The organism is Mesorhizobium sp. M8A.F.Ca.ET.165.01.1.1 (genome assembly GCF_004792065.1).
Taxonomy (GTDB): domain Bacteria; phylum Pseudomonadota; class Alphaproteobacteria; order Rhizobiales; family Rhizobiaceae; genus Mesorhizobium.
This window is the reverse complement of sequence record NZ_SRTH01000009.1, coordinates 215,390-231,703: the sequence shown is the minus strand read 5'-3', so window position 1 is coordinate 231,703 and position 16,314 is coordinate 215,390. Positions and strand designations below refer to the sequence as shown.

The following is a 16,314-nucleotide window of genomic DNA, read 5'->3' as shown; positions in this document are numbered from 1 at the left end:
TCCTTCTCCCCGTTCTACGGGGAGAAGGTGCCCGAAGGGCGGATGAGGGGCGGCGCCAGCCGTGCGAGTACTGGGAGGAACAGCAGTGTCCGAATTGATCATCTCGGCCGACGTCGTCGAAAAAAATAATGCCGCGCGCAAGGCCGACCTCGAGCGTGACTACGCCTCGCTCGGCGAGCGCCTCGACCGCCGCGGCATCGCCATCGATGCCATCAGGGACAAGGTCGAGAAATTCGCGGTCGCGATCCCCTCCTGGGGTGTCGGCACTGGCGGCACCCGCTTTGCCCGCTTTCCCGGTGCCGGCGAGCCGCGCGACATCTTCGACAAGATCGAGGACTGCGCCGTCATCAGCCAACTGACGCAGGCGACCCCGACCGTCTCACTGCACATTCCGTGGGACAAGGCCGATCCGAACCGGCTGAAGCAGGCGGCCTCCCGCTTCGGTCTCGGTTTCGATGCCATGAATTCCAACACCTTCTCGGACGCGAAGGACCAGAAATTCTCCTACAAATTTGGCTCGCTGTCGCATGCCGATGCCGGCGCTCGCCGGCAAGCCGTCGAGCACAATCTCGAATGCATCGAGATCGGCGAGACGCTTGGGTCCAAGGCGCTGACGGTGTGGATCGGCGACGGCTCCAACTTCCCCGGCCAGGTCAATTTCGCCAAGGCCTTCGAGCGCTATCTCGACGCCATGCGGGAGGTCTATGCCGGCCTGCCGGCCGACTGGAAGCTGTTCACCGAACACAAGATGTACGAGCCGGCCTTCTATTCCACGGTCGTCCAGGACTGGGGCACCAACTACATCATCGCCAAGGAGTTGGGCGACAAGGCGTTCTGCCTCGTCGACCTCGGCCATCACGCGCCCAACGTCAACATCGAGATGATCGTGTCGCGGCTGATCCAGTTCAAGAAACTCGGCGGCTTCCACTTCAACGATTCGAAATATGGCGACGACGACCTCGACGCCGGCTCGATCGACCCCTACCGGCTTTTTCTCGTCTTCAACGAGCTGGTCGATGCCGAACTGTCGGGCGCCGAGGGGTTCGACCCCGCGCACATGCTCGACCAGAGCCACAACGTCACTGACCCCATCGAAAGCCTGATGCTGTCGGCGGTCGAGGTCCAGCGCGCCTATGCGCAGGCGCTGCTGGTCGACCGCAAGGCGCTCGAAGGTTTTCAGGACAGCAATGACGCGCTGATGGCGACGCAGACGCTGAAGGCTGCTTATCGCACCGATGTCGAGCCGATCCTGGCCATGGCGCGGCTGAAGACCGGTGGCGCCATCGATCCGGTCGCCGCCTATCGGGCGGCGGGCTACCGCGCCAAGGTCGCGGCCGAACGGCCTGCAGTCGCAGGTGGTTCCGGCGGTATCGTCTGAGGTCGAGCCACTCCCCCTCATCCGGCCGCTTCGCGGCCAACTTCTCCCCGAGGGGAGAAGAGGTCAGCGCCGGTGCAAGCTCCTCTCCCCTTGGGGAGAGGTCGGATTGCCCGAATTGCCCTTGCAATTCGACTTGGCAATCCGGGTGAGGGGGTCTCTCACGCGCTTATTCAATTGTTATTGGACTAACGCCCCCCGAAGGTCTTTCCTAGGCGTCCCGCTTAGGAGTCCCGCCATGCACCTCACCCGCCGGACGCTCATTGCCGTCAGCCTTTCGATCACCTTCGCCTTCATACCATCCGCCGCCGTCTTCGCCGCCTCGCCGGCACCCGCCAAGGGCGAGAACGGCATGGTCGTCACCGCCCAGCATCTGGCTTCCGAAGTCGGCGTGGAGGTTCTGAAAAAGGGCGGTAATGCCGTCGATGCGGCTGTCGCCGTCGGCTATGCCTTGGCCGTCGTCTATCCCAATGCCGGCAATATCGGCGGCGGCGGCTTCATGACCATCCGCTTCAAGGACGGCAAATCGACCTTCCTCGATTTCCGCGAGCGGGCGCCCCTTGCCGCGACCAAGACCATGTATCTCGACAAGGACGGCAACCCGGTGAAGGGCGCCAGCCTCGACGGCTATCTCGCGGTCGGCGTGCCGGGTTCCGTGGCCGGTTTCGAGATGGCGCGCGAGAAATACGGCACCTTGTCCAGGCAGGACCTGATGGCGCCTGCGATCGCCTATGCCAGGGACGGGTTCATCCTCAACCAGGGCGATGCGGCTTCATTCGCCGGCAGCGCCGACCGGCTGGCGAAGGACCCGGCGGCGGCCGCCATCTTCCTCAAACCCGAGGGCAAGCCCTATGGCATCGGCGAGAAGCTGGTTCAACCAGACCTTGCCGCCTCGCTCTCGGCCATTTCCGAGAGAGGTCCCGATGCCTTCTACAAAGGTGCCATCGCCGACACCATCGTCAAGGCGAGCGGCGCCAAGGGCGGTATCCTGGCCAAGGGTGATTTCGAGCAATATGCGGTGCGCGAGCTGAAGCCCGTCACCTGCTCCTATCGCGGCTATGAGATCATCTCTTCGCCGCCGCCGAGCTCGGGCGGCGTCATCATCTGCGAAATCCTCAACGTGCTCGAAGGCTATCCGCTGTCCTATCTCGGCGCGGGTTCCGCCGAGACGGTCCATGTCATGGTCGAGGCCATGCGCCATGCCTATGTCGACCGCAATTCGGCGCTCGGCGATCCGGATTTCGTCGACAATCCGGTCGCGAAGCTGCTCGACAAGAACTATGCCAAGGACATCCGCGACAAGATCGATCCGTTCCGGGCCGGCGTGTCGCAGGATTTGATGCCGAAGGGCTTCGGCGAATCGAAGGAGACCACCCATTATTCGATCATCGACAAGGACGGCAACGCGGTCGCCGTCACCTACACGCTGAACGGCTCGTTCGGCGCCGGCGTCGTTGCCGACGGCACCGGCATCCTGCTCAACAATGAGATGGACGACTTCACCCAGAAACCCGGCGTGCCCAATCTCTATGGCTTGGTCCAGGGCGAAGCCAACGCCATCCAGCCGAAGAAGACGCCGCTGTCCTCGATGAGCCCGACCGTGGTCGCCAAGGACGGCAAGCCGTTCATGGTCATCGGCAGCCCCGGCGGCTCGCGCATCATCACCATCACGCTGGAGGCGATCGTCAATGTGATCGACCACGGCATGAACATCCAGGAGGCGATCGACGCGCCGCGCATCCATCACCAATGGCTGCCCGACACCGTCTATGTCGAGCCGTTCGGGCTTTCGCCCGATACCGAGCGGCTGCTCGCCGGGATGGGCTATCACCTCGATCTCGCCCACCAGAGCTGGGGCCAGGCGGCGGGCATTCTCGTCGGCGGCAAGAGCCTGGCGGAAATCGAGAAGGGCGGCGGCGCGCGCTTCAATGGCGCCATCGACAGCCGCGCGGCATCGGGCGAAGCGCTTGGATATTGACAGGCGGCAGGTCTGTTCCTTGCCGGACGAGGCCGGATTCCACCCTTCGGGACCGGCCTCCGCTTCATGGCCCGGCGGGCGCCGTCAGGTCACCAGCGTGATGGTCGATGCAATCAGCATCAAGGCGGCAATGCCGACGAACAGCGCATAGATGCGTGGCCGGTCGAGCAGCAGCGCATTTCCCGATATCCAGGCCGACGTGGCGCCGCCCAGAGCGAAGAGGAAGCCGTTGCGATGGCCGAAAGTCATCGACGCAGCCATCAGCCCGCCGATGATCAGGGCGCCGAACACGATGATCACGGCGACCGCGTATTTCTCGAAGTCGTTGTTGCCGATCCCTGGTCCGATCGCATTCAAATTCGGCAGGTCGTCCGGATCGAAGGGGCTCGCTGACCCGTATTCGTCTTGACCCATGGATTCTCGCATCACTTGATCTCCGCTGACAGGCAACAAACCATCAACGCCTGCCGAGCGCAACCCGATCGCGCTGTGGCGGATGCGCCCGGCACCGCCTTCGGCCCCTTTCGGGGATGGTTTCTCGGAGCTGTTGCCCGATCGCGTCACCTGCCTTCTTGGGTTTATCGCCTCCGGTGACGGTCAACCGCGCGGTGCAGGCGGCCTTCGCGGTGCGGCAAAAGGAATGCCGCCATGGCTGAACACCTGCCTCGGTAAGAACCACCTCGCACCATCACTGCTGCGAAAGGGAGGCGCTCAGCCGACGATAGGGGATGCCATCGAATCTTGCCGTCACAAAATCGGTGACGGACATCTTGCGCTTGCGTCCGTCGCTGCAGGCGTAAACCGGCCAACCGGCATCGCTGCATTCGCTGGCTGCGCAAATACGCGCCAGGCAGTTACCGATAGTCAACCGGAAGCCGCCCTTGCCGGCGAAGCCTTGCAACAAGCTTCCGTCCGCCGAGCGCCATGTCCGCGCACGGAATTCCGCCCGCAAAAGCAATGGTTCGAGAGGGATCGCAAAACTGGTTTCGCCGGCACGCCCTGCGAACTGCAGACGGAAGCGCGCCATTGCAGTCGTGTATGCGGTCACAAGATCCGGTTCGCGAAAATAGGAGATCGGCAGGTTGGAGCGGTCAAACAGATGAGACATGCGCTCGCTTGCCTCTACCGGCATCAGCAAGGCACCAAAGATAAGAAAGGCGAAGCAAGCTCGCGACATTTTACAGCAGCCATATCGATCTCGGCCTGCCGGTTTGGCCCCGGTTGCCCCCCAGCAACATCCCGCCGATCGTCGTCCTGCGCAAGCCGCTTGCTGAGGCAGTTCATAAGGCAGCCGAGTGTGCAATTCGCAAGGCCGCCGCGTTAACGCGATTGGAGGCGGCAAGGAGGAACACCTGCCGCCAGCCAGGGTTCCTTAGCCGAGGCGAGCCGGCGGCAGTTCGAACAGATTGGCGCCGTTCTCCTGGCCCCGCTCGACATAGCCGATGATGCCGAACCATCGGGCGACGTCAGGCCCCTGCAGCCAGCTGCGCGAATGGATCGGAAGGTTGCCGGCCAGCGCCTGGATATGCCTGATATGCCGCTTGCAGAAGCGCACGGTCGAGGCGCGGAAGAAATCCTCTTGCGCGGCAAACAGCGTATCGGCGGCATCGCTGTTTTCATGCCAGGCGATGATCGCAACGGCCTTCTCGCCCTCGACCAACGCGTGCGCCCGGCCTTCCTTCAAATTCATCATCAGATTGTCGTAGGCGATCTTGCTGTCCTTGCCGGCCGCCACGTACTCGTCCGACATCCGCTTGGACAGGCCATGGAAGACATCCTCGAGATCCCCGAGCGTAGCCGCGCGTGCTCTCATCTCACCTCCTGCAGCCCCGGCAGGGAGTTTGCCCTAGGGATGGTGGGGCGCCAAGCAAATTGAATCCCCCAGGAGCCCGGTGAGAGCAAAGTCGTTCCGTCCATCGATATCCGTGAGTACCCCCACCACGCCGAGAAGTGAGCCTGGCCCGATAAATTCCGAGATCCGAGGTTAGAAAACGCTCGGATCAGCAGATTCGCCGCGGTTTTCGCGTGGTGCCGGCGAGTTTCCCGAGCTCACGCCCACAAGTGGCGTCAACTTGGCGGGATGCGTTGGCCCGGCTGCTTCGGCGGCCGGGCCTGTTGTTTCGCGGACCGTGCTGTCACCTATTATGGGACTGCTGGAAGCCGGCCACGTCGTACTGAGATACGCTCTTCGGATTCTTCGAGTTTTGCGGCTGGGTGCCGGCGTAATGTGTTCCGGCATTTCCATCCGGGTTGAAAGCTGAGCCCGGGGCAGAGCTGGCGTGGCCGGGGGTCGCACTTCCTGTTTGAGCAGTTCCGATTTCTTGGCTGGGCTGACCTGTCGTGCCCGTCACCGTGTGAACATTGGTGGCCAAAGCCATGCTGGTGGAACCTATGAACAAGCCTGCCACCATCGGAATGAGGAGATGTCTCATGATCGTTCTCCCAAAAGCATTTGATTTTGGGCGCTCGGGGTCTTGTGAGCGCCCGGCGAACTAAAGTTAGAACGCTCTTCGGACCATCATTCATCCCGACTGTCGCAAACTGTGATCTGTTTGTTTCACCGTGACACGCTTTTGGCGGCTTCGGTCTCCAGGTCCTTTAAGGCATCAGGGAACAAGAGCCTGTGGATCCCAGTTAACTGGATATGCCAGCCAAGATCAAAGAACCACAGCCGAAGCCCGGCCCGCAGCCACCGGTCCGTCGGCCAGACAAAGCTCCGTCGGAGCTTGAGCATGTCGATCCACCACCGCGAGACGTGCGGGAGGCGCCGGCACCAAATCCCAATGGCGACAAGAAAGCCTAAGCGCCGACCCGCGAACGCGCCTGCAACAGGCGCATGCCACACGAGAACGATCAGGTGGTCGCTCTATATAAGAACGTGATTTTCTTTTAAAAAGATGGTGCCCAGAGGCGGATTCGAACCACCGACACGCGGATTTTCAGTCCGCTGCTCTACCAACTGAGCTATCTGGGCCTGCTCCGGCTAACGAAAAGTCGCGCTCCGGATTTCATGAAAGCACCGTGGGCGCCCCTTGAAAGCGCGTGGGTTATAGCACGGGAATTCGGCCTGTCCAGCGCCCAGATGTGGATTTCCCGCAGGAAAAGAAATGCCGCCCGATGGGCCGGTTTCCATGCCGTGCGCCCGCCTATCTGGCGCCTGCCAGGCCTTTGCGGAAGTCGGATGGGGTCATGCCGGCCAGCTTGCGGAAGGATTTGTTGAAGGCGCTGAGCGAGCCGAAGCCGGAGTCCATGGCGACGCGCAGCACGTTGGCGTCCTGGTGCATCAACAGTGCCTGCGCATAGCTCAGCCGCAACAGATTGACATATTCGTTGAGCGTCATGCCGGTCGATTTCTTGAACAGGCTCATGGCGTATTTGGGGTGGATGTCGGCGGCCGCCGCTATGTTCACGCAATCGATGTCGTAGAGGAAATTCTCGGCGATGAAATCGCACATGCGCCCGACATTGCGCGACGATTGCTGGTCGAAGGGGTTGCCCGCTTCCTGTCCGGCGGTGTTTACCGGCACCAGCCGGTAGGGCTCGAACCTTACCCGTTCCAGCCGCAGCAGAAGTTCGTTGACGGCATGCTCGGCCTTGGCCGGATCGCCCGAGCGGGCATAGCGGTTCCAGCGGGCGAAATTGTCGTTGTCGGATTGATCGGTGGCGCTGGTCACCAGCGTCGCACCCGTCATCAGCCGGTGGCGTATGTCCGCGGGCAGGTGCAGCCGAAAGAAATGCACCAGCGGCAGATGCGCGCCGGCATAGACGGCGTCGTCGCTCAAATCGTCCATCTGGTGCGGCAGGCCACCCCAGAACAGGCACATCTCGCCGGCCGAAAGCGATATTTCGTGCTCGTTCATGCGGTAGTGGACGGAGCCGTGGACGATGAAATTCACCTCGACCTGGGCATGCCAATGCGGCTTCAGCATCACCAGGGGGCTGGTGTGGAACATCTGCAGCAGCAACGGCAGGCCTTCCACGCTGCTGGCACCAGGCTGGTAAAACGGCCGTTCGGGCATCTTACTTTCCGCCAATTTCGTATTCCCTTTGTCGGGGACAGGCCCTTGCCGGTGCCTAGTCTAGCCAGGCTCGCAGAGAGAGCAAATGAAATGGGAGGATTTCAATGCGCATCACACTGTCCTGCGCCGTGCTCGCGCTTGCCTTGGGCTCAGCCCCGGCCTTCGCGCAATCCGGCGAAATCACGATCTGGAGCTGGAATGTCGCCGCCTCGTCGCTGAAGGCAACGGTTGCCGGTTTCAACAAGCTGCATCCCGACATCAAGGTCACCGTCCAGGATCTCGGCAACCAGCCGACCTATGACAAGTCGATCGCCGGATGCGCGGCCGGCGGCGTTGGCCTGCCCGACGTCGTCACCATCGAGAACGGCGAGGCCGAGAATTACTGGAGCCAGTTCCCCGACTGTTTCGTCGACCTGCACACGCTGGGCTACACGGCCGAGGACCAGAAGAAATTCCCCGATTTCAAGCGCACCGAACTCGAAGTCGGCGACAAGGCCTATGCCATGCCGTGGGATTCCGGTCCGGTCGCCGCCTTCTATCGTCGCGACTTCTACGAGAAGGCCGGCGTCGATCCGGCATCGATCAAGACCTGGGACGATTTCATCGCCGCCGGCAAGAAGATCCAGGCCGCCAATCCGGGCGTCTCGATGACCAATGCCGATTTCAACGGCGACAGTGAATTCTTCCGCATGATCGCCAACGAACAGGGCTGCGCCTATTTCGCCGAGGACGGCCAGTCGATCACGGTCAACCAGCCCAAATGCGTCGACGCCATGACCAAGCTCAAGGAGATGAAGGACGCCGGCATCGTCTCGTCGGCCGACTGGGGCACCAAGATCACCAACAACACCGCCGGAACCGTCGCCACCCAGGTCTATGGCGGCTGGTACGAGGGCACCATCCGCACCGAATCGGCGGGCGAAAACGGCAAATGGGGCGTCTACCTGATGCCGAGCCTGACCGCGGACGGCCCGCGTGCGGCCAATCTCGGCGGCTCCTCGCTCGCCATCACCTCGGCGTCGAAGAACAAGGAAGCTGCCTACGAGTATTTGAAATACACGCTCGGCACCAATGAAGGCCAGATCACCATGCTGAAGGAGTTCGGCCTCGTCCCCTCGCTGGTCTCGGCGCTGAACGACCCCTATGTCGGCCAGGGCCTGCCCTACTGGGGTGGCCAGGCGGTGTGGAAGGATATTCTCGGCACCTTGCCCAAGGTTGTTCCGAGCCGCGGCACCCAGTTCCAGAGCGATGCGGAGATCATCGTGCGCGCGGTACAGACCAAATATCTCGCCGGCGGCTATCCCGACGCCAAGGCGGCACTCGACGATGCCGCCAGCCAGATCGCCTCGGCGACTGGGCTGCCTGTCAAGTCCTGACCTCCCAGGACGGGGTCCGGGATGGCGAAATGCCGTCCTGGACCTGCCACTTGCCCGCTTGTCTTCAACACCAGGGATGAAGGAGGAGAAAAGATGCGCAACCGCAATGCGACGGCCTATCGCTTTCTCACGCCCTATCTCCTGATCTTCGCCATCTTCTGGGTGTGGCCGATCATCTCCTCGTTCTTGATCTCGTTCCAGGCGACGCGCACCGTGCCCTGGCGCTTCGCGCCCGGCTTCAACTGGGGCCGGCTGATCGGCGACCCCGCCTTCTTCAACGCACTGAAGAATACGCTGCTCATCCTGGTCATCCAGGTTCCGGTGATGATCGCGCTGGCGATGGTAATGGCGGTGCTTCTGAATTCGCCGCTGCTCAAGGCGCGCGGCCTCTACCGCTTCGCCTTCTTCGCCCCGGTGGTGGTCGGCGAGGTCGCCTATTCCGCGGTGTTCCGGCTGATGTTCAGCCTCGATTTCGGCATCGTCAACAAGCTCCTGAACAGTGTCGGCCTACCCAAGGTCGATTGGTTCTCCAACGTCACGCCGGCCATGGCGCTGATCATGATCGCGGTCACCTGGCGCTGGGCCGGCTACAACGCCATCATCCTGCTGGCCGGCATGCAATCCATTCCCGAGGATGTCTATGAGGCGGCGACGCTCGACCGGGTGAGCAAGCTCAAGCAATTCTTCCACATCACCCTGCCGCTGTTGAAGCCGGTCATCGTCTTCTGCGCCGTGCTGTCGATCATCGGCACCATGCAATTGTTCACCGAGCCGTTCCTGATCACCGAGCGCGGCGGGCCGGGCGGCGGCACCGAGACGCTCGGCCTGCTGCTTTACCGCCAGGGCTTCCGCTCGCTCAATTTCGGCTATGCCTCGGCCGTCGCCTACACCATGGCGGGGCTGGCGATCGCCATCACGCTGGTGCAGCTGTGGCTGACGAGGGAACCGAAATGAGCTCGCTCTCATCGGCAAGACTGAAACGAAGCATCGCGCTGCACCTCTTCCTGACGCCGCTGGCGCTGATCTGGCTGTTTCCGCTGTGGATGATGGTGGTGTTCTCGACCATGCCCGACAATGGCATCTTCAGCCCCGGCATCGAACTGTTGCCGCACGGCAATTTCATCGACAATTTCAACAATCTGCAGCATGACACCGACTTCGTCGGCGCCATCGTCATCTCCGTTTGCGTGGCGGTGACCTACACCGTCCTGTCGGTGCTTTTGACCTCGATGGCCGGCTGGGCGCTGGCCCGCTACCAGTTCTTCGGCAAAAGCGTGGTCGTCGCCATCATCCTGGGCACCATCACGCTGCCCTATGCGGTGGTGCTGATCCCGCAATTCATCATGGTGGCGCGCGACTTCAAGCTCGCCAACACGTGGGTGGCGCTGATCGTGCCGCCGCTGTTCAATTCGCTTGGCGTGCTGTTCATGCGCCAGAGTTTTTCCATGATGCCCGATGACCTGTTCGATGCCGCCCGCGTCGAGGGCGTCAAGGAGTGGCGCATCTTCGTCTTCATCGCTTTGCCGTTGGCGCGGCCGATGCTGGCCGCGCTCTGCATCATCCTGTTCCTCGCCTCCTGGAACAATTATCTGTGGCCGCTGCTCATCAACAGCCAGCCGGGTTCGATGACAGCACCCGTGGCGCTCGGCACGCTGATCGGCCTGACCAAAGTCTCGTGGGGTGGCATCATGGCGGGCGCGGTGATGCTGACCGTGCCGATGCTCGTCGTCTTCGTGCTCCTGCAGCGTCATTTCATCGCCGGCATTGCCGCCGGCGCGGTCAAATAGGGAGCAGAATGGCAACCGTCACGCTCACAAACGTCGCCAAGCGCTTCGGCGCCTTCGAGGTCGTCCACGGCGCCAACATCGACATCGCCGATGGCGAGTTCGTCGTCTTCGTCGGCCCGTCAGGCTGCGGCAAGTCCACGCTGCTCAGGATGATCGCCGGGCTCGAGGACATCAGCGGCGGCGAGATCGCCATCGGCGGCAAGGTGGTCAACGATGTCGAGCCGGCCGATCGCGGCATCGCCATGGTCTTCCAGTCCTACGCGCTCTATCCGCATATGAGCGTCGAACAGAACCTCTCCTTCGGGCTGCGCATGACCGGCAACCCCAAGGCCGACACCGAGCGGCGGGTGAAGCGCGCGGCCGAGATCCTGCGCATCAGCGAATTGATGGACCGCCGCCCAAAGAAACTCTCCGGCGGCCAGCGCCAGCGCGTCGCCATCGGCCGCGCCATCGTGCGCGAGCCGCAAGTGTTCCTGTTCGACGAGCCGCTCTCCAATCTCGACGCCGAACTGCGCGTCCAGATGCGGGTCGAGATCTCAAGGCTGCACAAGGAACTCGGCGCCACCATGGTCTATGTCACCCACGACCAGACCGAAGCGATGACGCTCGCCGACCGGATCGTCGTGCTGCGCGGCGGGCATGTCGAGCAGATCGGCCGGCCGCTCGATCTCTATGACAATCCTGACAATATTTTCGTGGCCGGCTTTGTCGGTTCGCCGAAGATGAACTTCATCAAGGCCCACATTGTCGGGCGTGATGCAAAAGGCGTCGTGGTCGAGCTGGCGGGCGAGGAGAAAACCCGCATCACGCAGCCCCTGAAGGTTGCCGCGCCTGAACCTGGGAGCAAGGTCATCGTCGGCGTGCGGCCCGAACATTTTGGCAGCGCCGGTGAAGGCGATGCCGACCTCACCGCCGCCATCGACGTGGTCGAGCACCTCGGCGGCACGAGCTTCCTTTACGCCAGGACGACCCATGGCGAGGACGTGGTGATCCAGCGCGACGCGGCAAGGGTCCCCGAGACATCGGAGGTCACCGTTTCCATCCGCAAATCCTACCTGTTCGATGAAAAGGGGCTGCGGCTGCGCTGACTGGCCGCCCCTTTCCAAGCCCGCAAGGAGAATGACATGACTGTATCAACGCCCATTCGCTGGGGCATCCTCGGGCCGGGGGGCATTGCCAAGGCCTTTGCCGGCGGCGTCGCCGGGTCGCGCACAGGGACACTGGTCGCCATCGGCGCCCGCAACCCCGGCAAGCCGGGCCTGGCCGAGAGCTTCCCCGGCGCCCGCATCCTCGATGGCTATGAAGCGCTGCTTGCCGATCCGGAAATCGACGCCATCTACATCGCGGTACCGCATCCCGGACACGCGCAATGGGCGATCAGGGCTGCGGAAGCGGGAAAGCATGTGCTTTGCGAAAAGCCGCTCGCGCTAACGGCCTTCGAGGCCGACGCCATGATGCATGCGGCGCGAAAGGCCGGCACCTTCCTCGGCGAGGCCTTCATGTACCGGCTCCACCCGCAGACGCTGCAACTGGTGGACCTGGTCAAGTCGGGCGTCATCGGCGAGATCAGGATGATCAAGTCGAGCTTTGGCTTCGCCATGCCTGATTTCATGCCGGAGCATCGGCTCTACGCCAACGATCTTGCCGGCGGCGGCATCCTTGATGTCGGCGGCTATCCCGTTTCGATGGTGCGCCTCATTGCCGGCGCCGCCGCGGGAGAGCCATTCGCCGAACCCGACAAGGTCGCCGGCACCGCCCATCTTGGTCAATCCGGCGTCGACGAATGGGCCTCCGCTGTCCTGCATTTTCCAGGCGGTATCGTCGCGGAAGTTTCCTGCAGCATCTCGCTCAACCAGGACAATGTGCTGCGTATCTTCGGCACAAAGGGGCGTATCGAGGTGCCGGACTTCTGGTTCGCCGGCGGCGACCGCGATGTCGGCCTCGGCCGGATCGACGTGATCGGCGCCGACGGTACGCGCGAGACCATCAGCGTCAACGAGAAGCGCCACGTCTATTCCTTCGAGGTCGATGCCGCCGCCGAGGCGATCCGCGCCGGGCGGCAGGAATTTGCCTGGCCGGGCATGGGGTGGGCCGACAGCCTCGGCACCTTGCGCGTGCTCGACAGATGGCGTGCGGCCGTGGGACTGGAATATGAGATCGAGAAGGCCTCGCTGCGCACCAACACCATCTCAGGCCGGCCCTTGCGTTCGGGCGGCACGGCGATCGGCAAGCGCACCATTCCGGGCGTGGCGAAGCCCGCTTCGGTGGTGGCGCTCGGTTTCGAGGATTTCCGCACCTTCTCCTCCGGGTCGATCCTGCTCGACGCCTTCTTCGAAGCCGGCGGCAATCTGTTCGACACCGGCTATGTCTATGGGGGCGGCTACACCGAGACGCTGCTCGGCCAATGGCTGAGGAACCGTGGCGTGCGTGAGCAATCGGTCGTTATCGCCAAGGGCGCGCATTCGCCGCTCTGCTATCCCGACGTGATCGGCAAGCAGCTTGCCCAGTCGCTCGACCGCCTGCAGACCGACCATGTCGATATCTATTTCATGCATCGCGACAATCCGGACGTGCCGGTCGGTGAGTTCGTCGACGCGATGGATCGCGAGGTGAGGGCCGGCCGCATCCGGGGACCGTTCGGCGGCTCGAACTGGACGATGCAGCGCATGGACGAGGCGATTGCCTATGCCGAGCGCACCGGCAAGCGGAAGCCGGGCGCGCTCTCCAACAATTTCTCGCTGGCCGAGATGCTGGAACCGATCTGGGCCGGCTGCATCACCTCTTCTACCGATGACTGGAAGGCCTGGCTGACATCCAGGCAGATGCCCAACTTCGCCTGGTCGAGCCAGGGACGCGGCTTCTTCACCGATCGCGCCGGGCGCGACAGGCTGGACAGCGAGGAACTGGTGCGGGTCTGGTACTCCGAGCGCAATTTCGGCCGCCGCGACCGCGCGATCGAACTCGCCGCCCGGCTGCGCAAGAGCCCGATCCACATTGCGCTGGCCTATGTGCTCAATCAGCCTTTCCCGTCGGTTCCCTTGATTGGGCCGCGTACGCTGGGCGAACTGGACGACAGCCTGCGGGCGCTGGACATCGCGCTTTCGCCCGCCCAACGCGAGTGGCTGGACGGCGGCAGCCTGCACGCGGCCTGATGGAACGAAGCTCGAAGCGGTGTCAGATCTCGTCGTCCGACAGTCTGGCGCCGCGCCTGGCCGGGGTTTGCAAGCTGGCATACATGCCGGTGGTGCGGAACTGGCTGGGCGTCGTCCCGTAGAGCCGGCGGAAGACCTTCGAAAAGTAATTCGCGTCCTCGAAACCGCACAGGATGGCCACTTCCTTCACGGGCAGGAAGTCCGCTTTCGTCAAAAGCTTCGCCGCCCGTTGCAGCCGCTGCTGCAGCACGAACTCGGCGGGCGGCAGGCCTTCGCTCTCGGCGAAGCAGCGCGAGAAATGAGCCCGGCTGAGCCCGCTGATCTGGACGAGGTCCGCCACCGGCAGGGCTTTGTCGAGATTGGCGTTGATGTGATCGATGACAGGTTGCATGGCGCTCTGTTTTTCGGCAAAGGCGTGCGAGCCGAACACATCGTCATAAAGCGCCATCGCGGCCTCGTAGGCGATGGCCGAAGCAGCACCTGGCGAAGCGGCCCCCTTGATGAGACGCAGGCTGCAATCGGCGAGATGGTCGATCGTCGCCGGCTGCAGCCGAAAGACCGGCCCCGACACGTCGAGGATCGATTTGTGGATGCGCAACGCCTCCTCGCCGTTCATCGAGATCCAGAAATATTCCCACCGCTCGTCCTTGGCCAGCCAGTAGCGGTGGTTGTGCGGCACCAGCACCAGAAGCGTGTCGTTCGTCTGCAGGCGGTAGTCGCGGTTCTCGTAGCGCAGCCGGCCGGTGCCGCTGATCGTGTGCTGGAGCACGGTGAACGGCGTCTGGCCGCGCTTGCGCCCATCCCAGTCATAGGTCACGTCCTCGCGTAACTCATAGCCTGTGCTCGTCGGCATGGCATGCAGGCGCTGGCGGCCGCGCGGCAGCGAGACCGTCCGCATCGATTGTCCGTTGGCGATCAAATCACGCAGCACAAAATTACCCCTGAAAGCATAATCCTTCTCTGGCCGTGACCGCGAATAAGCGCATAATCCCGCCTCGAAGAACGCGAACAACCCGCGATCGAGGAGCGGGCGGGAGGAAAGAAAGCCGGATTCCGGCTTGAATGGCATGCACACCAAGGCGTGTGGCCATTTTCCTCCCTTGCTGCTCCTTGCCTAGCATTCGATTGGATCGAGGTGAAGGTGATGAGTTTCAAAATCGCTATTATCGGCGCCGGCAGCGTCGGTTTCACCAAGAAGCTGTTCACCGACATTCTGTGCGTGCCGGAATTCAAGGACATTGAATTCGCCCTGACCGACGTCAGCGAGCACAATCTGGGGATGATCAAGGCGATCCTCGACAGGATCGTCGAGGCGAACGGATTGCCGACCAGGGTGACCGCGACAACAGACCGCCGCAAGGCAATCGAGGGCGCGCGCTATATCATCAGCTGCGTGCGGGTCGGCGGCCTCGAAGCCTATGCCGACGATATCCGCATTCCCCTGAAATACGGCATCGACCAGTGCGTCGGCGACACGATCTGCGCCGGCGGCATCCTGTACGGCCAGCGCAACATTCCGGTGATCCTGGATTTCTGCCGGGATATTCGCGAGGTTGCCGAGACGAACGCGAAATTCCTCAACTACGCCAACCCGATGGCGATGAACACCTGGGCGGCGATCGAATACGGCAAGGTTGACACGGTTGGGCTCTGCCACGGCGTCCAGCACGGCGCCGAACAGATCGCCGAGGTGCTGGGCGCGAAATCGCCTGGGGAACTCGACTATGTCTGTTCCGGCATCAACCACCAGACCTGGTTCATCGAGCTCAGGCTAAACGGGCGTGAAATCGGCAAGGACGAACTGGTCGCCGCCTTCGAGGCGCACCCGGTCTATTCCCGGCAGGAAAAGCTGCGCATCGATGTGCTGAAGCGCTTCGGCGTCTATTCCACCGAAAGCAACGGACATCTCTCCGAATATCTGCCCTGGTACCGCAAGCGTCCCGACGAGATCACCCGCTGGATCGACATGTCGGACTGGATCCACGGCGAGACCGGCGGCTACCTCCGTTATTCCACGGAAACCCGCAACTGGTTCGAGACCGAATATCCGCAGTTCCTCGAAGCGGCGTCGAAGCCGATCGATCCGCAAAAGCGCTCCAACGAGCATGCCAGCCACATATTGGAGGCGCTGGAGACCAACCGCGTCTATCGTGGCCACTTCAACGTCAAGAACGACGGCGTGATCACCAATCTGCCACGCGACGCCATCATCGAGTCGCCCGGCTTCGTCGACCGCTTCGGCATCAACATGGCCGCCGGCATCACGCTGCCGGAAGCCTGTGCCGCCACTTGCATGGCCTCGATCAACGTCCAGCGCATGTCGGTCCATGCCGCCATATCTGGCGACATCGATCTTCTGAAGCTTGCCGTGCTGCACGATCCGCTGGTCGGCGCCGTGTCGACGCCCGAGGAGGTTTGGCAGATGGTCGACGAAATGGTCGTCGCCCAGGCGCAATGGCTGCCGCAATATGCCCATGCGGTTCCGGCGGCCAAGGAGCGACTGTCGAAATCCGCGGTCAAGACCCGCGAATGGGCGGGTGCCGCGCGGCGAAGCGTGCGCTCGATCGAGGAATTGCGCGCCGAAAAGGCCGCGCTGAAACAGGCCGGCTGAAAACCGGGCGCGCCAG

The 16,314-nt window shown here is 62.8% G+C and carries 14 protein-coding genes and 1 tRNA gene; 8 read left to right on the top strand and 7 right to left on the bottom strand.

The annotated features are described in order from the left end of the window. The first annotated feature begins 85 nt into the window (after nucleotides 1–85). Together rhaI and ggt are read left to right on the top strand one after the other, a co-directional pair. Entirely contained in the window at nucleotides 86–1,378 is a 1,293-nt protein-coding gene (gene rhaI / locus EN808_RS23300) for an L-rhamnose catabolism isomerase (protein ID WP_135916979.1), read from the top strand. 235 nt (nucleotides 1,379–1,613) lie between these two features. Next, complete coding sequence (gene ggt / locus EN808_RS23295) at nucleotides 1,614–3,353, top strand: gamma-glutamyltransferase (RefSeq protein ID WP_135916978.1); 1,740 nt, start codon at nucleotides 1,614–1,616, stop codon at nucleotides 3,351–3,353. A gap of 84 nt (nucleotides 3,354–3,437) precedes the next feature. On the opposite strand, the gene EN808_RS23290 is transcribed toward ggt, so the two are convergent. The 6 genes from EN808_RS23290 to EN808_RS23265 all read right to left on the bottom strand — a co-directional run bounded on the left by EN808_RS23290 (nucleotide 3,438) and on the right by EN808_RS23265 (nucleotide 7,372). After that, nucleotides 3,438–3,779 (bottom strand): hypothetical protein, encoded by a 342-nt coding sequence (locus tag EN808_RS23290; RefSeq protein ID WP_135916977.1) that lies wholly within the window; start codon nucleotides 3,777–3,779, stop codon nucleotides 3,438–3,440. A gap of 262 nt (nucleotides 3,780–4,041) precedes the next feature. Then, complete coding sequence (locus EN808_RS23285; RefSeq protein WP_245525118.1) at nucleotides 4,042–4,461, bottom strand: hypothetical protein; 420 nt, start codon at nucleotides 4,459–4,461, stop codon at nucleotides 4,042–4,044. A gap of 264 nt (nucleotides 4,462–4,725) precedes the next feature. After that, a complete protein-coding gene (locus EN808_RS23280; protein ID WP_135916976.1) occupies nucleotides 4,726–5,166 on the bottom strand; it encodes a hypothetical protein in 441 nt (146 codons plus the stop codon). Between the two features lie 322 nt (nucleotides 5,167–5,488). Next, entirely contained in the window at nucleotides 5,489–5,785 is a 297-nt protein-coding gene (locus EN808_RS23275; RefSeq protein ID WP_210212440.1) for an adenylate cyclase, read from the bottom strand. A gap of 466 nt (nucleotides 5,786–6,251) precedes the next feature. Next, nucleotides 6,252–6,327, bottom strand: a tRNA-Phe gene (locus EN808_RS23270). A gap of 172 nt (nucleotides 6,328–6,499) precedes the next feature. Beyond that, nucleotides 6,500–7,372 (bottom strand): helix-turn-helix domain-containing protein, encoded by an 873-nt coding sequence (locus EN808_RS23265; protein WP_135916975.1) that lies wholly within the window; start codon nucleotides 7,370–7,372, stop codon nucleotides 6,500–6,502. Nucleotides 7,373–7,476: 104 nt separating this feature from the next. Between EN808_RS23265 and EN808_RS23260 the strand changes: the two genes are divergently transcribed. From EN808_RS23260 to EN808_RS23240, 5 genes are all read left to right on the top strand, one after another. Continuing rightward, entirely contained in the window at nucleotides 7,477–8,748 is a 1,272-nt protein-coding gene (locus EN808_RS23260) for an ABC transporter substrate-binding protein (RefSeq protein WP_127276327.1), read from the top strand. Between the two features lie 93 nt (nucleotides 8,749–8,841). Next, on the top strand, nucleotides 8,842–9,702 hold the full coding sequence (locus tag EN808_RS23255) for a sugar ABC transporter permease (RefSeq protein WP_135881036.1): 861 nt from the start codon (nucleotides 8,842–8,844) through the stop codon (nucleotides 9,700–9,702). Continuing rightward, entirely contained in the window at nucleotides 9,699–10,535 is an 837-nt protein-coding gene (locus EN808_RS23250; RefSeq protein WP_127276331.1) for a carbohydrate ABC transporter permease, read from the top strand. The genes EN808_RS23255 and EN808_RS23250 overlap by 4 nt, the downstream gene beginning before the upstream one ends. An 8-nt stretch (nucleotides 10,536–10,543) precedes the next feature. Beyond that, nucleotides 10,544–11,623, top strand: a complete 1,080-nt coding sequence (gene ugpC, locus EN808_RS23245) for a sn-glycerol-3-phosphate ABC transporter ATP-binding protein UgpC (protein WP_127870825.1) — start codon at nucleotides 10,544–10,546, stop codon at nucleotides 11,621–11,623. A 36-nt stretch (nucleotides 11,624–11,659) separates the two neighbouring features. Further along, nucleotides 11,660–13,687 carry an aldo/keto reductase gene (locus EN808_RS23240; RefSeq protein WP_127276335.1) on the top strand — a complete coding sequence of 676 codons (2,028 nt, stop codon included), beginning with the start codon at nucleotides 11,660–11,662 and terminating at the stop codon, nucleotides 13,685–13,687. A 22-nt stretch (nucleotides 13,688–13,709) separates the two neighbouring features. Here the strand turns inward: EN808_RS23240 and EN808_RS23235 are convergent, their stop codons facing one another. Beyond that, nucleotides 13,710–14,765 carry an AraC family transcriptional regulator gene (locus EN808_RS23235; protein ID WP_348630941.1) on the bottom strand — a complete coding sequence of 352 codons (1,056 nt, stop codon included), beginning with the start codon at nucleotides 14,763–14,765 and terminating at the stop codon, nucleotides 13,710–13,712. Between the two features lie 66 nt (nucleotides 14,766–14,831). Here EN808_RS23235 and EN808_RS23230 point away from each other — a divergent pair, with 66 nt between their 5' ends. After that, on the top strand, nucleotides 14,832–16,298 hold the full coding sequence (locus EN808_RS23230) for an alpha-glucosidase/alpha-galactosidase (RefSeq protein WP_127276824.1): 1,467 nt from the start codon (nucleotides 14,832–14,834) through the stop codon (nucleotides 16,296–16,298). Nucleotides 16,299–16,314: the final 16 nt, after the last annotated feature.

Excerpts from the sequence above, each read along its gene's own strand:
- EN808_RS23255 (WP_135881036.1), top strand. The coding sequence starts at position 8,842 with ATGCGCAACCGCAATGCGACGGCCTATCGCTTTCTCACGCCCTATCTC.
- EN808_RS23280 (WP_135916976.1), bottom strand. The coding sequence starts at position 5,166 with ATGAGAGCACGCGCGGCTACGCTCGGGGATCTCGAGGATGTCTTCCAT.
- EN808_RS23230 (WP_127276824.1), top strand. The coding sequence starts at position 14,832 with ATGAGTTTCAAAATCGCTATTATCGGCGCCGGCAGCGTCGGTTTCACC.
- ggt (WP_135916978.1), top strand. The coding sequence starts at position 1,614 with ATGCACCTCACCCGCCGGACGCTCATTGCCGTCAGCCTTTCGATCACC.
- EN808_RS23275 (WP_210212440.1), bottom strand. The coding sequence starts at position 5,785 with ATGAGACATCTCCTCATTCCGATGGTGGCAGGCTTGTTCATAGGTTCC.
- EN808_RS23285 (WP_245525118.1), bottom strand. The coding sequence starts at position 4,461 with ATGTCTCATCTGTTTGACCGCTCCAACCTGCCGATCTCCTATTTTCGC.
- EN808_RS23250 (WP_127276331.1), top strand. The coding sequence starts at position 9,699 with ATGAGCTCGCTCTCATCGGCAAGACTGAAACGAAGCATCGCGCTGCAC.
- EN808_RS23265 (WP_135916975.1), bottom strand. The coding sequence starts at position 7,372 with ATGCCCGAACGGCCGTTTTACCAGCCTGGTGCCAGCAGCGTGGAAGGC.
- EN808_RS23240 (WP_127276335.1), top strand. The coding sequence starts at position 11,660 with ATGACTGTATCAACGCCCATTCGCTGGGGCATCCTCGGGCCGGGGGGC.
- EN808_RS23260 (WP_127276327.1), top strand. The coding sequence starts at position 7,477 with ATGCGCATCACACTGTCCTGCGCCGTGCTCGCGCTTGCCTTGGGCTCA.
- EN808_RS23290 (WP_135916977.1), bottom strand. The coding sequence starts at position 3,779 with ATGCGAGAATCCATGGGTCAAGACGAATACGGGTCAGCGAGCCCCTTC.
- ugpC (WP_127870825.1), top strand. The coding sequence starts at position 10,544 with ATGGCAACCGTCACGCTCACAAACGTCGCCAAGCGCTTCGGCGCCTTC.